At 72.4% G+C, this 13,656-nt stretch carries 12 protein-coding genes; 6 read left to right on the top strand and 6 right to left on the bottom strand.

The window, feature by feature from the left end:
• Window positions 1-213 precede the first annotated feature (213 nt).
• The 4 genes from MOPEL_RS06585 to MOPEL_RS06570 form a co-directional block, all read right to left on the bottom strand.
• Entirely contained in the window at window positions 214-1,419 is a 1,206-nt protein-coding gene (locus MOPEL_RS06585; RefSeq protein ID WP_009482089.1) for a sodium ion-translocating decarboxylase subunit beta, read from the bottom strand.
• A 10-nt stretch (window positions 1,420-1,429) separates the two neighbouring features.
• Complete coding sequence (locus tag MOPEL_RS06580; RefSeq protein ID WP_009482088.1) at window positions 1,430-1,879, bottom strand: acyl-CoA carboxylase biotin carboxyl carrier protein subunit; 450 nt, start codon at window positions 1,877-1,879, stop codon at window positions 1,430-1,432.
• 110 nt (window positions 1,880-1,989) lie between these two features.
• Entirely contained in the window at window positions 1,990-2,412 is a 423-nt protein-coding gene (locus tag MOPEL_RS06575; RefSeq protein WP_009482087.1) for a hypothetical protein, read from the bottom strand.
• The gene (locus MOPEL_RS06570; RefSeq protein ID WP_009482086.1) at window positions 2,409-3,950 is read right to left on the bottom strand and encodes an acyl-CoA carboxylase subunit beta; all 1,542 of its coding nucleotides are present in this window, start codon (window positions 3,948-3,950) and stop codon (window positions 2,409-2,411) included. The genes MOPEL_RS06575 and MOPEL_RS06570 overlap by 4 nt, the downstream gene beginning before the upstream one ends.
• A gap of 226 nt (window positions 3,951-4,176) precedes the next feature.
• On the opposite strand from MOPEL_RS06570, the gene MOPEL_RS06565 reads away from it, so the two are divergent.
• The 3 genes from MOPEL_RS06565 to MOPEL_RS06555 all read left to right on the top strand — a co-directional run bounded on the left by MOPEL_RS06565 (window position 4,177) and on the right by MOPEL_RS06555 (window position 8,353).
• The gene (locus MOPEL_RS06565) at window positions 4,177-6,198 is read left to right on the top strand and encodes an NADPH-dependent 2,4-dienoyl-CoA reductase (protein ID WP_009482085.1); all 2,022 of its coding nucleotides are present in this window, start codon (window positions 4,177-4,179) and stop codon (window positions 6,196-6,198) included.
• A 166-nt stretch (window positions 6,199-6,364) separates the two neighbouring features.
• Entirely contained in the window at window positions 6,365-7,651 is a 1,287-nt protein-coding gene (locus MOPEL_RS06560) for an NAD(P)/FAD-dependent oxidoreductase (RefSeq protein ID WP_009482084.1), read from the top strand.
• Window positions 7,652-7,807: 156 nt separating this feature from the next.
• A complete protein-coding gene (locus MOPEL_RS06555; protein WP_009482083.1) occupies window positions 7,808-8,353 on the top strand; it encodes a hypothetical protein in 546 nt (181 codons plus the stop codon).
• Window positions 8,354-8,374: 21 nt separating this feature from the next.
• Here MOPEL_RS06555 and MOPEL_RS06550 read toward each other — a convergent pair whose 3' ends face one another.
• On the bottom strand, window positions 8,375-8,911 hold the full coding sequence (locus MOPEL_RS06550) for a DUF3253 domain-containing protein (RefSeq protein WP_009482082.1): 537 nt from the start codon (window positions 8,909-8,911) through the stop codon (window positions 8,375-8,377).
• A 197-nt stretch (window positions 8,912-9,108) separates the two neighbouring features.
• Between MOPEL_RS06550 and MOPEL_RS06545 the strand changes: the two genes are divergently transcribed.
• The 3 genes from MOPEL_RS06545 (at window position 9,109) to MOPEL_RS06535 (ending at window position 11,531) form a co-directional block, all read left to right on the top strand.
• Complete coding sequence (locus MOPEL_RS06545) at window positions 9,109-10,032, top strand: NADP-dependent oxidoreductase (protein ID WP_141631227.1); 924 nt, start codon at window positions 9,109-9,111, stop codon at window positions 10,030-10,032.
• A gap of 205 nt (window positions 10,033-10,237) precedes the next feature.
• Complete coding sequence (locus tag MOPEL_RS06540; RefSeq protein WP_009482080.1) at window positions 10,238-10,798, top strand: DUF2382 domain-containing protein; 561 nt, start codon at window positions 10,238-10,240, stop codon at window positions 10,796-10,798.
• Between the two features lie 196 nt (window positions 10,799-10,994).
• Complete coding sequence (locus MOPEL_RS06535; protein WP_009482079.1) at window positions 10,995-11,531, top strand: SRPBCC domain-containing protein; 537 nt, start codon at window positions 10,995-10,997, stop codon at window positions 11,529-11,531.
• Window positions 11,532-11,579: 48 nt separating this feature from the next.
• On the opposite strand, the gene MOPEL_RS06530 is transcribed toward MOPEL_RS06535, so the two are convergent.
• On the bottom strand, window positions 11,580-13,649 hold the full coding sequence (locus MOPEL_RS06530) for a M3 family metallopeptidase (protein WP_009482078.1): 2,070 nt from the start codon (window positions 13,647-13,649) through the stop codon (window positions 11,580-11,582).
• Window positions 13,650-13,656: the final 7 nt, after the last annotated feature.

Here is a 13,656-nt window from a genome sequence, read left to right as displayed (position 1 = left end):
CTCGGGGACGTGGGGGTGGGACGTGTGCGGCAACGGGTCGGGGACGGGCGTCATTCCCGGCCGGGCCGTACCGATTCTCCCGGACGACGCCTCGCGGGCATCCCACGGTCGGACGTGGTGTCGGACGCGGTGTCGGATTCCCCGTCGTCGTGTGCGACCGCGGGCCCCCCGTCGGAGGTGAGGCGCCGCGCTCGGGGACGCGGGCCGGGGCGGTCAGCGCAGCAGCGCGACGAACGCGCCGGCGATGATCGCCGAGGTGATGACGCCGCTGATGTTCGCGCCGAGGGCCTGCGGCATGATCACCGCGGCCGGGTTCTCGTGACCGGCGACCTTCTGAGCGACCTTCGCCGTGGTGGGCACGCAGCTCACACCGGCGATGCCGACGACGGGGTTCACCTTGCCACCCGTGGCGAAGTACATGACGTACCCGCCGGCGATGCCGCCGATCGCGGAGATCGTGAGCGCGAGCATGCCGAGCAGCAGGAGCTTGAGGACGACGGGGTCGAGCAGCGTGCCCGCCTCGCAGAGGACGCCGAGGGTGAGGCCGAGGAAGAACGTCGCCCCGTAGAGGAACACCTTGCTGATGAGGTCCTGGAACTGGACGATCCCGGCCTCGCGCACCGCGACACCGATGAACAGCGAGAGGAACAGCGGCGCGGCGACGGGGAACAGCAGGCACAGCAGGGTGCAGACGACGACGGCGAACGCGAGCTTGCTGCCCGAGGTGATCTTCTTCTGCGGGCCGGGAGGCATCGGGATCCCCCGCAGCTTCGCCGGGACGAGGGCCCGCACGAGGTACGGGAACGCGCCGTAGGCGAGGCCGAGGTAGAGGTAGCCGACGACGGTGATCGGCACGAAGAGGTCGGGGGAGAGGATGAGCGACACGAAGAGGACCATGGGGCCGTCCGCGCCGCCGATCGTCGAGACGGCCGCGGCCTGACCGGGGGTCATGCCGAGCATCTGGGCGAGGGGGAAGACGACGAACGTCCCCGCCTCGGCGAACAGGGCGATGATCATGCTCTGGAACGGGCGGGCCATGACGTACCCGACGTCGAGGAGCACGCCGATGCCCATGAACACGAGGCACGCGATGAGGCCGTTGCTGAACATGAACGTGTAGACGGGCTGCAGCCAGTTGATCTGCAGCACGTTGATGACGTCGTTCGGCTCCTTGACGAGGGGGTCGACGAACAACGTACCGGTCCGGCCGTCGCCGAGGACGAGCACGCCGGCGTTGACGGCCGACATGCCGAGGCCCATCGGGATCATGAGCAGCGGCTCGAGGACCTCCTTCTTGCCGAGGTAGACGAGGAGGAACCCGAGGAAGATGAGGACGACGCGACCGAGGGCGATGCTCGGGTCCTGCGCGAACAGGGTGCCGACGCCCTGGAAGATGTCGCCGAGATCGGAGAGACCCACGACGCGCCCCTCAGGAGAGGGTGAGGATCGAGGCGCCGGACTCGACCGCGTCCCCGACTGCGGCGTCGATCGTGGCCACGGTGCCGGTGGTGCCGACGACGATCGGGCTCTTGAGCTTCATCGCCTCCATGACGGCGACGACCTGCCCGGACTGGACGGAGTCGCCGACGCCGACGTTGATCTCGACGACGACCCCGCTCATGGGGGCGAGGACGGCCGTCGCGCCGGGCTCACCGCCGGGTCCCGCGTTCGTACCGGAGGCCGCGGGCGCCGCGGCCGAGGTGCTCACCCCACCGACGGGCGTGGCCGCGGGGGCGGCCGGGGCCATCACGGGGGCGGTGGCGTTCGTCGGCGTCATCGACCGGTGGTCGGGGTAGAGCTGGTTGCCGGTATCCGTGAGGTCCTCGACGGTGACGTCGTAGGCGTGTCCTTCGACCGTCACGCGCAGGTGTCGCAGCATCGGATGTCACTCCTGGGGGGTCGTGCCCGGCGCCGAGGAGGTCCGGCCGGGTCGTGCGGGTGTCGTGGTGGGGGTCGACGGCGTCGGTGGGCGGGTCGCGTCGACGGGTGTCAGCGGTGGGTGCGGCCGACGTTGTGGGAGGTGTGGTGGGCGGCGCGTCCCTCGGCCGCCCATCCGGCTCCGCGGACGGGTTCGATGTGGACGACGACGGCGGCGTCGTCGAACACGCTCGACACCGCGGCGGAGATCGCCGCGACGTGGCGGGGGTCGTGTCCGGCGGCGGTCGTCGGGCCGCTCGCGGCGGCGCCCACCGGTCGGGCGGCGAGCGCCGCGGGGGCGGGTCGGCGGGCGGCCGCTGCGGCGCCGGTGCGACCGAGTGCCGCGGTGAGGCCTTTGATGAGCAGGGCGACGAGCATCGCGACGACGAGGACGATGAGGAACACCGACAGCGTCACCGATCCCGTCGAGGCGGGCTCGGCCGGAGCGGTCGCCACCGTCGCGGGCAGGGTCGTCATGTTGGTCATGGCGGTCACAGCGGGATGTTCCCGTGCTTCTTGGCGGGCCGCAGCTCGCGCTTGGTGAGGCTCTTGCGCAGGCCGAGGGCGAGGGTCGCGCGGGTCTCGGCCGGGTCGATGACGTCGGTGATGTACCCGCGGGCCGCCGACCGGTACGGGGTGGAGTGTTCGCGCCGGTACCGCTCGATGAGCTCGGCCCGGGTGGCCTCCTTGTCCTCCGCCTCGGCGAGTTCGCGCCGGTAGAGGATGTTGACGGCGCCCGCACCACCCATGACGGCGATTTCCGCGCCGGGCCACGCGTACACCGCGTCGGTGCCCATCTCCTTGCTGCACATCGCGAGGTAGGAGCCGCCGTAGGCCTTGCGGAGGATGACGGTGAACTTCGGCACCGTGCCGGAGGCGTACGCGAAGAGCATCTTCGCGCCGTGCCGGATGATGCCGCCGCGCTCCTGCTCGATGCCGGGCAGGAAACCGGGCACGTCGACGAGCGTGACGAGCGGGATGTTGAACGCGTTGCAGAACCGTACGAACCGGGCGCCCTTGTCGGAGGCGTCGATGTCGAGCGCGCCCGCGAGATGGGTGGGCTGGTTGGCGACGAGGCCGACGACCATGCCCTCGATGCGGGCGAACCCGACGATGAGGTTCTTGGCGAACTCGGCCTGCACCTCGAGGAGACGGCCGCCGTCGACGAGGCGGGTGATGACCTCGCGGACGTCCATCGGCATCGACGGGTCGTCGGGGACGACGTCGTTCATGCGCTCGTCGCGGTCGAGGCGCAGGTCGTTCCGGAGGTCGTGCGGCGGGTCCTCGGTGTTGTTCGGCGGGAGGTACGAGAGGAGCTCGCGGACGATCTCGACGGCGTGGTCGTCGTCCTCGGCGAGGAAGTGGACGTTGCCGCTCACGCTCGCGTGCATCTCCGCGCCGCCGATCTCCTCGGCGGTGGTGGAGCGGCCGGTGACGGCGCGGATGACCTCCGGGCCCGTGATGAACATCTGGGCGTTCTCGCGGGTCATGACGATGAAGTCCATGAGGGCGGGGGAGTACGCGGCGCCACCCGCGCACGGGCCGCAGATGACGGCGATCTGCGGGACGACGCCCGACATGAGGACGTTCTGGTAGAAGACCTCGCCGTAGCCGGAGAGGGCGTCGACGCCCTCCTGGATGCGGGCGCCGCCGGACTCCTGGAACGCGACGACGGGGACGCCGAACCGGATCGCCTTGTTCGTGAGCTCGACGATCTTCTTCGCGTGGGCGTGGCCGAGGGTGCCGGCGGCGACGGTCGCGTCCTGGGCGAACGCGGCGACGAGTCCTCCGTCGACGTAGCCCGTGCCGGTGACGACACCGTCGGCGGCGAGGACCTTCTCGCCGAGTTCGCGGCAGTCGTGGCGGACGTGCAGCCCGGACTCCTGGAACGTCCCCCGTTGGAACAGGCGGTCGAGTCGTTCGCGGGCGGTGAGGAGCCCACGGTTGCGACGCTTCTCCTGCGCGGACTCACCGCCCCCCGCCATCGCGTGCTCGCGGCGGCGCTGAAGCTCCTCTTGGTGCTCTCGAGACACGACGTTGCTCCTCGGACCCCGGTCGGCAGGTCTGCTGGTCGGCGGGCCGACCCGTCTCCCCGTGGGGCGCCGGAGGAAGGCCGACCCTGGCCTCACTCGCAAGGGTAGACGGGGGTGGGGGAGCGCGGGTCGCTCGAGAGACACGGGGGACCTCCGGCCCGGAGGTGACGCGCGCCTCTCTCGCGGAGGGGTGTCACCGGGGTGCGCGGTCGCTACCGTGACGGCCATGGCCGATTACCCGCACCTCCTGGAGCCCCTCGATCTCGGGTTCACCACCTTGCCCAACCGCGTCCTCATGGGCTCGATGCACGTGGGTCTCGAGGAGGCCCCCGATGGATTCGAGCGTCTCGCCGCGTTCTACGCCGAGCGTGCGCGCGGCGGCGTCGGACTCATCGTCACCGGCGGCATCTCCCCCGACGAGAAGGGTCGCCCGTTCCCGGGCGGCGCGATGATGGCGAGCGAGGAGGACGCGACCAGGCACCGTGTCGTCACCGACGCCGTCCACGAGGCGGGCGGCAGGATCTGCCTGCAGATCCTCCACTTCGGCCGGTACGCTTACCACGAGGACCTCGTCGCGCCGAGCCCGATCCAGGCTCCGATCTCCCCGGCGGTGCCCACCGAGATGAGCACCGAGGACGTCGAGGCGACGATCGAGTCCTACGCCCGCGCTGCGGAACTCGCACGCAAGGCCGGGTACGACGGCGTCGAGATCATGGGCTCGGAGGGCTACCTCATCAACGAGTTCGTCGCCGCCCGCACCAACCGCCGCACCGACGAGTGGGGCGGCCCGTACGAGAACCGGATGCGGTTCCCCGTCGAGATCGTCCGCCGCGTGCGCGAGCGAGTGGGGGAGGACTTCATCCTCGTCTACCGCCTGTCGATGCTCGACCTCGTCGAGGGCGGATCGACGTTCGAGGAGGTCGTGCAGCTCGCCCACGCCGTCGAGGAGGCGGGCGCGACCCTCATCAACACGGGCATCGGCTGGCACGAGGCCCGCATCCCCACGATCGCGACGTCCGTGCCGCGTGGGGCGTTCACGTGGGTGACGAAGAAGCTCAAGGGCGAGGTCGGCATCCCGCTCGTCACGACGAACCGCATCAACACCCCCGAGGTCGCCGAGCAGGTCCTCGCCGACGGGTGCACCGACATGGTGTCGATGGCGCGGCCGTTCCTCGCCGACCCGGAGTTCGTCGCGAAGGCCGCCGCGGGCAGGGCCGATCGCATCAACACGTGCATCGCGTGCAACCAGGCGTGCCTCGACCACACGTTCTCGGGCCTCACGACCTCCTGCCTCGTCAACCCGCGGGCCTGTCACGAGACGATCCTCACGATCGACCCCACGCCGACCCGTCGGCGCATCGCCGTCGTCGGCGCCGGCCCCGCCGGTCTCGCCGCGGCGACGACGGCCGCCCGCCGTGGGCACGAGGTGACGCTCTTCGAGGCGGACGACACGATCGGTGGCCAGTTCGACATCGCCCGCCGCGTGCCCGGCAAGGAGGAGTTCGCCGAGACGATGCGCTACTTCCGGCGCGAGCTCGAGGAGACGGGCGTCGACGTGCGCCTCTCCACGCGCGCGGGCGTCGACGACCTCACCGGGTTCGACGCGGTCGTCCTCGCGACCGGCGTCGTCCCCCGCATCCCCGAGGTCGAGGGCATCGACCACCCCAAGGTCGTCACGTACTACGACCTCCTCAAGAACGGGGCGTCCGCCGGGCGCACCGTCGCCGTCATGGGGGCGGGCGGCATCGGCTTCGACGTCGCCGAGTACCTCACCCAGAACGGCCCCTCCGGCGCGGAGGACCCGGCCGCGTTCGACGCCGAGTGGGGCATCGACCGCGAGTACACCCACCCCGGCGGCCTCACGACGCCCGAGCGCCCCGAGCCGGCACGTCACGTCACGCTGCTGCAGCGCAAGACGGCCAAGCTCGGCAAGGGTCTCGGCAAGACGACCGGGTGGATCCACCGCACGTCCCTTGCGCACCGGGGGGTCGTCATGGTTCCGGGCGTCACCTACGACCGCATCGACGACGACGGCCTCCGCATCACCGTCGACGGCGAGTCCCGCACGCTCGACGTCGACACCGTCGTCGTGTGCACCGGGCAGGAGCCGAGGCGCGAACTCCACGACGACCTCGTCGCGCGCCTCGGCGAGGAGAACGTCCACCTCGTCGGCGGCGCCGACGTCGCGGCCGAGCTCGACGCCAAGCGGGCGATCAAGCAGGGCACGGAGGTCGCCGCCGCGCTCTGACGCGTGACATCGGCCGATCCTCGCGCCCGGCACGACGCCGACCCCCACCGCCGACCCCCCGGTCGGTGGTGGGGGTCGCCCGCGTCCCGGGCGTCGCTCGACGATCTCCCCCGGCCGCGCGTTTCGTGATTCGGTGGGGTGACGACGTTCGAGAAGGGAGAGACCGATGACGGGTACGGAACGAGGTCGCGGCGGCGCGGCCCCGGAGCGGGTCGCGATCGTGGGGGCGGGGATGGTGGGACTCGCCACCGCGTGGTTCCTCCAGGAGCACGGCCGCGAGGTGGTGGTCCTCGACCGGGAGGGCGTGGCCGCGGGCAGCTCGTGGGGCAACGCCGGTTGGCTCACCCCGGGGCTTGCGGCGCCACTGCCCGACCCGGCGGTCCTCGCCTACGGCATGCGGGCGATGATCAGCCCGAGTTCGCCGGTCTACGTGCCGCCGTCGACCGACCCGCGCCTGTGGTCGTTCCTCGTGCGGTTCCTCCTCCGCAGCACCGATCGGAGCTGGAAGGAGGCGATGCGGTCGCTCGTGCCGATCAACACGATCGCCCTCGAGAGCTTCGACATGCTCGTCGACGCCGGGGTGGAGGCGGAGGTCCGTGACGCAGGGGCGTTCGTCGCGGCGTACCGCACGGAGGCGGAGCGGGTCGCCCTGCTCGCGGAGATCGAGCACATGACCGAGATGGGGCAGCCCGTCGAGCACGAGATCCTCGACGGTCCTGCGACCCGGGCGGCGGCCGGCTGCTTCTCCGGGGAGGTGAACGCCGGTGTCCTGCTCCACGACCAGAAGTTCATCGACCCGGGCGCGTTCGTCGCGGCGCTCGCCGACTCCGTGCGTGCGCGCGGAGGCCGGATCGTCGAGGGTGCCACGGTGCGGGCGGTCCGTTCGGCCCCCCGTGGTCGTGGCGTGGAGCTCTCCGTCGACTCGGCCGACGGCGCGCACGTCGAGCGTCACGACGCCGTCGTCCTCGCCGCGGGTTCCTGGCAGGGTGACCTCGCGCGTCCGCACGGCGTCCGCACCCTCGTCCAGGCCGGGCGCGGGTACAGCTTCAGCGTGCCGGTGGAGCAGATGCCGGCCGGGCCGGTCTACCTCCCCGCCGAGCGGGTGGCGTGCACACCGCTCGGCGACCGGTTGCGTGTCGCCGGGATGATGGAGTTCCGCGCCCCGGACGCGCCGCTCGACCCGCGCCGCGTCGAGGCGATCGTCGAATCCGTCCGCCCGCTGCTGTGCGGGGTCGACCTCGACGACCGGCAGGACGAGTGGGTCGGTGCCCGGCCCTGCACCCCCGACGGTCTCGCGCTCATCGGCGCCACCCGCTCGCCGGGCGTCTACGTCGCGGGTGGCCACGGCATGTGGGGCATCACCCAGGGCCCGGTGACCGGGCGACTCCTCGCCGAGCAGATCGTCACCGGCACCATGCCGCGCGAGCTCGCCCCGTTCGACCCGCTGCGCTGACGTCCTGCTCCGCCCGCCAGGAGGACGTCGTCACGTCGTCCCGGCGGGCGGGCCGTCGCCCCCGGGGCCGTTCGGGAGGGTGCGGCGGTATCGTCCCGGCGGACCGGCACCGGGGATCCGCGCGTGGCGACGAGGTGCGGCTGGGAGTATGACCCCATGCGCTTTCGGAACTTCCACGCCGGGTGTTGCGGTTACGTGCCCACGAGGTCCGACGGGTCGGAGTGGTCCCACGTCCTCACCCTCCGCGACGGCAGCTCGGTGTACGCCGACACGGCCGAGGAGGTCCTCGAGGAGGTGATCGAGGGGTGGGTCGAGATGCCCGAGGACGCCCGCCACGAGGCTCTCGTCGCGCATGCGTCGCAGGCCGCGCTCGAGGCCCAGCAGCAGCGCATCGACGCGGCGGTCGCGGCCGGCACGATCGACCGGGCGGATCCCGACGACCGGGGCCTCGTCGAGATCCTCGAGGCCGACAAGCGTGCCTCGCTCCTCCTCGAACTCCCCGACGCACCGGGGGAGCAGGCCGAGTGGCTCGCGCCCGTCGAACTCGTCCTCCTCACGTCGAGCTACGCCCCGCACGGGGAGCACCCGCCGATCGGAGGGCGGGTCTGCTGGCTCGACCCCCTCGACCCCGTCGCCTACCTGCGCAGCCTCCGCGCTGCCGGCCTCTACGACTACTGGGCCCTCGCCGACGCGACGGTCTGACCCGCCGACGCCCGCGCCGGGTCAGAGATCGGCCGGGGCCAACCGGATCGGCCCGACCGCCTGGGAGGGGTCGATGTCGACGCCCTTCTGCTGCACGCGGATCGCCCCGTCGGCCGCAAGCTGCGCGGCGACGACACGGGCGAGGGGCATGAGGTCGCGCCAGTCGTCACCGCCGACGACGCGGGCGGCGTCACTCGGGCAGATCGTCGTGCCGTCGCGGTGCTGCAGCAGCGCGCGGATCGCCGCGGCGAGGCGCACCCGCCGCCCCTCCTCGGTCGGTGCCCACCACTCCTCGCCGCGTTCGCCGAGGGCGACCTTCGCGTCCTGCACCCGGGGCCGGGCCCGTGCGGCGTCGGTGCGGACGAGTCGCCGCGCGGACATGAGCTCGTCGACGAGTTCGGCCCGCAGCTTCTCGGGCACGCCCGGATCCGTCGCCCGCCACCGGCGCCCGTTCACGACGACGTACCGCCCGTCCGGCGTCCGCTCCGGACCCGCCATCGCCTCGGCGCCGGTCTCGGACCTCGTCTCGGGGCGTGCCTCGTCGGGCTCCGTCGTCATGACGGCAGGGTAGGGGCACCCTCCCGCCCGCGCCGCACGTACCCCGCGCCGTGACCCGGCGGCGCGCCGCCACAGGCATCCGCCGTGGACATCCGATGCAGACCTCCGGTGTGGAATACCGGGCGGGTGCCACCCGTTGCCGAACCCGTGCCGAGCCGCCCGGGTTCGGCAGTGAAGGAGTCATCATGAGCGACACGATGCGCGCGGTCACCTACGAGCGCTACGGCGATCCCGAGGTGCTGTCCGTCACCGAGATGCCGCGGCCGAAGGTCGGCCCCGGGGAGATCCTCGTGCGGGTCCGGTCCGCCTCGGTCAACCCCGTCGACTGGAAGATCATGGCGGGCGGCCTCGACGCGATGATGGATGCGATCTTCCCCGTGGTGCCGGGCTGGGACGTCGCGGGCGTCGTCGAGGAGGTCGGCATCGACGCCCCCGAGTTCGCCGCCGGTGACGAGGTGATCGCCTACGCCCGCAAGGACGTCGTCCACGGCGGGACGTTCGCCGAGTTCGTCACCGTGCCGGTGCGGTGCGCCGCCCGCAGGCCCGCCTCGGCGTCGTGGAACGAGGCCGCGGGCCTGCCGCTCGCCGGCCTCACCGCCTACCAGGTGCTCACGCGTCTCGGCGTCGAGAAGGGGTCGACCGTGCTCGTCCACGGTGCCTCCGGCGGCGTCGGCCGCATGGGCGTGCAGATCGCCCGGGACCTCGGCGCCCGCGTCATCGGCACCGCGTCGGAGAAGAACCACGACATGCTGCGCGAGCTGGGCGCCGAACCCGTCACGTACGGGGACGGACTCGCCGACCGCGTCAAGGAGCTCGCCCCCGAGGGTGTCGACGTCGTGGCGGACTTCGTCGGGGGCGTCGTCGACGTCACCACTGCCGTCCTCGCCGAGGGAGGCCGTCACGGCTCCATCGCCGACCCCGACGTGCTGAAGGCGGGCGGTCAGTGGATGTGGGTGCGTCCCGACGCGGACGACCTCGCCCACCTCTCGCAGATGGTCGACGACGGGCGCCTCCGCGTGGACGTCGCCGAGACGTTCCCGTTCGAGAAGGCACGGGACGCGTTCGATCTGAGCCGGGAGGGGCACACCTCCGGCAAGATCGTCGTCGTCGTCTCGGAGTGACGTCCTCACCGACGTCCCTGTGAGGTCTACTCGGGGCCGCTCGTGGCGGGTTCGCATCGCATCGGGACGTCGACGACGTGAGCCCGCCGGGGCCACGGCGATCGGCGACTCCACTCGCCAGGCGGGCCGCAGCGTGCCACCCTTCAGGGGACACTCCGGGATCGATCCGGAGACGCACGTACCCGCTCGACGAAGGAGTGCAGCCATGACCGCCGGTCACGACATGCCCCGCGACCACGCCCACGACGCCCGCCTCGACGCGACGCGGGACGACCACCGCGACCTGCGCGACACGGACGCCCGCGACGCCGCGGACGGCGTCGTCCTCCACGCCGAGGAGATGCGCGTGCGCACCGAGCGCGTGCCCTCCGGGCGGGTGACGTTCCGCAAGCGCGTCGTCACCGAGGAGCGCACCGTCGTCGTCACGGTCCGTCGTGAGAAGCTCGAGATCATCGAGGACCACGACACGACGAACCTCGACGCGGCGCCCGCGGGCGACGAGCCCTCGATCACCGGTGACCGTCTCGCGGGTGCCGGGGAGGGCGCGGACCTCGAGGAGATCCGCCGCGACGCCGACGGCGACTACGAGATCGTCCTCCACGCCGAGGAGCCCGTCGTCACGCTCCAGACGGTGCCCGTCGAGCGGGTGCGCATCAGCCGCCGCACCGTCACCGAGACGGAGCAGGTGAGCGCCGACCTCGCCCGCGAGCAGGCCGTCGTCGAGCGTGAGGCCGTCGACGAGCACGGCCGTCACGACCACCGCTGACGCGCACGACGGACGACACACGACGCACGACGCAGCGGTGGACCCCGGCCCGGGTGGGCCGGGGTCCACTGCGTTCAGGGGGCATGTTCACAGATCCGCGCCGCCCCGCGAGTCCGGCAGGGTGGGCGGGCATCCGGCAGGATCGTGCCGAGGCCCCCGACAGACGGGCCCCACGACCACACGACGAGGAGAACCGGTGAAGCTCAGGCACGTCCACGAGGTCGACGCGAGCGTGGAGGAGATGGACGCGGCGTTCACCGACGTGCGTCGCGTGGGGCGCGCCTTTCCCGGCGCGGAGGTCGACTCCGTCGACGGGGACGACTTCACCGGGCGGCTCACGACGCGGATGGGGCCGTTCACCCTCACGTACGAGGGGGAGGGCCGGATGACGGAGGCCGACCCGGAGCACCACGTCGCCGCCCTCGAGGCCGCGGGCGGGGAACGGCGCGGGTTCGGGCGGGCGAGCATGGCCGCCCGGGTGCGGCTCACCGCCCTCGGCGCGAGCCGCACCCGGGTCGAACTCGACACGACGCTCGAGGTCATGGGCTCGCCCGTCGACCTCGGTGGCGGCATCGCCCAGCGCGTCTCGGAGCCGCTCGTCGCGCGCTTCGTGCGCACCCTCGCCGGAGAACCCGGCGCGGCCGAGGAGGGTGAGCTCGACGTCGCCCGCAGCGTCGTCTCCGGCCTGCTCGCCCCCGCCGGTCGATCGCTCGGGCGGTGGCTGCGCCGCTGACCCGCCTCGTCGGGACGCGTCCGGCGTCGCCGCGTCGGTCGCCGGGTGTCAGTCGGTGAGTCCGAAGCGGGCGAGGAGGTGGCCCACCTGCGGGTCGGCGCCGCGGAACCGGCGGTAGGTCGCCGTCGACTCGACCGATCCGCCCTTGGCGAGGAGGTCGCGGCGGAACTGCTCGCCGGCCTCGCGGGTCATGCCGCCGGGCGAGTCGGGCGTGCCGTGCTCGCGGAACCACGCGACGGTGTCGGCGTCCATGACCTCCGACCACAGGTAGGAGTAGTACCCGGCCGAGTAGCCGCCGCTGAAGATGTGGCTGAAGTACGTCGTGCGGTAGCGCGGCGGGATGAGCGGGAAAGCGACGCCCGCCCGCTGGAGGGCGTCGGCCTCGAACTGCTCGACACCGTCGGGGGACTCGGGGAGGTCCTCGGGGCGGGCCTGGTGCCACGCCTGGTCGAGGATCATCGCCTTCAACAGTTCGAGCGTGTCGTAGGCGGGGTTGGTGCGGCCCGCGACGAGGGCGTCGACCCACTCCTCGGGGATCGGCTCGCCCGTCTCGTGGTGCACGGCGAACCGGCGGATGAGGGAGGGTTCGAACGCCCAGATCTCGTTGACCTGGCTGGGGAACTCGACGAAGTCCCGCGGCACCGACGTGCCCGAGCGTGAGGGGTAGCGCACGTCGGAGAGCAGTCCGTGCAGGTCGTGACCGAACTCGTGGAAGAGGGTGATGACGTTGTCCCACGTCATGAGGCTGGGCGCGCCCGGCGCGGGCGGCGGCACGTTGCACGTGTTCGTCACGACGGGGGACTCGCCGAAGAGGTGGTTCTGGTCGACGATCGACGTCATCCACGCGCCGCCACGCTTCGTCGGGCGCGTGTAGGGGTCGAGGATCACGGCGCCGAGCGTCGAGCCGTCCTCCTCGCGCACCTCGTAGACGCGGGAGGCCGGGGTGTACCCGACGAGGTCGGGCCGCTCGTGGAACGTGAGTCCGTACATCGCGGTGGCCGCGGCGAAGACGCCCTCGGTGAGGACACGGTCGAACTCGAGGTAGGGCTTGAGCTTCTCGGGGTCGACGCCGCCCTCGCCCGCGTCCTGCGCGGCGAGGTACTGCCAGTCCCACGGCTCGAGGGTCGCGCGGGGGTCGGACTCGGCGAGGCGGCGGCGCAGCGTCTCGGCCTCACGTTCGGCGAGTTCGACGACGCCCGGCGAGAGGCTCGCGAGGAGTTCGTCGACGGCCGTCGTCGACCCGGCGCACGTGTCCTCGTGCTCGTAGGCGGCGTGGTGCGGGTAGCCGAGCAGCGTGGCCCGCTCGGCGCGCAGGTGCGCGATGCGGAGCAGCGTGGGGCGGGTGTCGAACTCGCCACTCAGCCCCCGGCGGGTCGAGGCGTGGAAGATCGTCTCGCGCAGGGCGCGGTCGGCGAGGGTGTCGAGGATCGGCTGCCCGGTCGTGTTGACGATGGGGACGAGCCACCCGTCCTTGCCCGCGGCGCGGGCGTTCTCGGCGAGGGCCTCGACGTCGCCGTCGGAGAGCCCGGCGAGGTCGTCGCGGTCGGTGACGTGCACGGCGGCGGCGTTGCGTCCGGCGACGACGAGGCGCTCGAACTCGTTCTCCGCCGAGGCGAGGGCGGTGTTGAGCTCCCGCAGACGTTCCTGCTTCTCGGCGGGGAGGGCGACACCGGCGCGTTCGTGGGCGCGCATCCGCTGGGTGAGGAGCCAGTCGTCCTGTTCGTCGAGGGTGATCTCGCCGGTGTCGGCGCGTTCGCGCAGCGCCTTGAGACGGGCGTAGAGGTCGGCGTCGAGGGTGATCGCGTCGGAGTGCTGCGCGAGCCTCGGCGCGAACTCCTCGGCGATGGCGTCGCGCTCGGGGGAGGTGTCGGCGGAGCGGGCGACCCAGAACGCGTTCGCGGCGCGCACGAGCGTCGCCGGGCTCGCCTCCCACGCGTGGAGGACGTTCTGAGGCGTCGGCGGCTCGGGGTTCTGCGCGATCTCCCGTAGCGCGGCGAGCTGCTCGGCCATGCCCACCTCGAACGCCTCGCGGTAGTCCGCATCCGTGAGCGCCGCGTAGTCCGGCAGGGCGAAGGGCAACGTCGAGGGCTGCAGGAGCGAGTTCGTCATGCCTTCCATGAGACCA

Source organism: Mobilicoccus pelagius NBRC 104925 (genome assembly GCF_000247995.1).
In the GTDB taxonomy this organism is placed as follows: domain Bacteria; phylum Actinomycetota; class Actinomycetes; order Actinomycetales; family Dermatophilaceae; genus Mobilicoccus; species Mobilicoccus pelagius.
Note: the sequence above shows the minus strand (reverse complement) of the source record. Positions and strands in the feature narration are given on the sequence as shown.

What these genes read in the sequence shown, in the direction of transcription:
- MOPEL_RS06545 (WP_141631227.1), top strand. Translation starts at nt 9,109, where the DNA reads ATGCGCGCGGTCACCTACGAGCGCTACGGCGATCCCGAGGTGCTGTCC.
- MOPEL_RS06580 (WP_009482088.1), bottom strand. Translation starts at nt 1,879, where the DNA reads ATGCTGCGACACCTGCGCGTGACGGTCGAAGGACACGCCTACGACGTC.
- MOPEL_RS06560 (WP_009482084.1), top strand. Translation starts at nt 6,365, where the DNA reads ATGACGGGTACGGAACGAGGTCGCGGCGGCGCGGCCCCGGAGCGGGTC.
- MOPEL_RS06565 (WP_009482085.1), top strand. Translation starts at nt 4,177, where the DNA reads ATGGCCGATTACCCGCACCTCCTGGAGCCCCTCGATCTCGGGTTCACC.
- MOPEL_RS06555 (WP_009482083.1), top strand. Translation starts at nt 7,808, where the DNA reads ATGCGCTTTCGGAACTTCCACGCCGGGTGTTGCGGTTACGTGCCCACG.
- MOPEL_RS06530 (WP_009482078.1), bottom strand. Translation starts at nt 13,649, where the DNA reads ATGGAAGGCATGACGAACTCGCTCCTGCAGCCCTCGACGTTGCCCTTC.
- MOPEL_RS06540 (WP_009482080.1), top strand. Translation starts at nt 10,238, where the DNA reads ATGACCGCCGGTCACGACATGCCCCGCGACCACGCCCACGACGCCCGC.
- MOPEL_RS06550 (WP_009482082.1), bottom strand. Translation starts at nt 8,911, where the DNA reads ATGACGACGGAGCCCGACGAGGCACGCCCCGAGACGAGGTCCGAGACC.